Genomic DNA, 730 nt, shown 5'->3' on the forward strand with positions numbered 1-730 from the left:
GGAACACATAATCAGGGGTCACTGTCGCAACAATGATTAAATCAAGATCTTCAGATTTTAGCCCTGCATCTTCTAACGCTTTGATAGATGCCTCATATGCTAAATCTGATGTATTTTCATCAACGCTCATAGGACGGCTTTTAATCCCTGTTCGACTTTGGATCCATTCATCGGATGTATCAACGATTTGTTCCATCATCTCGTTGGTCACAACATTTTTAGGGACATAAGCGCCCGAGCCTAATATTTGTGTATATTTCATAATTTAAACTCCTTTTAAGTTATCATAATTGAAGCGTTGGAAAAACCCCATTTTTCTGAATTTTGTGTATCGTGCGGTTTTAATTTCATATCCACTGAAATCTTGATAATGCGTTAAGGCTTCTTTTAAAGTTTTATCAATCGCTTCAAACGCTTTTTCTTGATAGTGGTGTGCGCCACCAATTGGTTCTTTTATAATGCCATCTATGACCCCTAATTCTTCTAAGTCATAACTTGTAAGTTTCATCACTTCCGCAGCTTTTTGTGCTTTTTTAGCATCTTTCCATAAAATAGACGCATAGCCTTCTGGGGATAAAATCGAATAAATTGAATTTTCTAGCATATACACTTCATTCGCTACGCCAATTGCTAAAGCACCACCAGAACCCCCTTCACCAATCACAATACTTATAATAGGCACTTCTAAAGCACTCATTTCAAATAAGTTACGCGCAATCGCTTCACCTTG

1 protein-coding gene and 1 pseudogene are annotated in these 730 nt (G+C 37.3%); both read right to left on the reverse strand.

The genetic code is table 11. The features are described 5' to 3' along the window. A pseudogene (locus ABCO64_RS10300) lies at nucleotides 1-262 on the reverse strand (3-oxoacyl-ACP synthase); the annotation flags it as partial. A gap of 3 nt (nucleotides 263-265) precedes the next feature. After that, nucleotides 266-730 (reverse strand): carboxyl transferase domain-containing protein (locus ABCO64_RS10305; RefSeq protein ID WP_343089398.1); only part of this gene is annotated, 465 nt, incomplete at its 5' end.

Origin of the sequence: Methanocalculus natronophilus (genome assembly GCF_038751955.1) — an archaeon.
GTDB lineage: Archaea > Halobacteriota > Methanomicrobia > Methanomicrobiales > Methanocorpusculaceae > Methanocalculus > Methanocalculus natronophilus.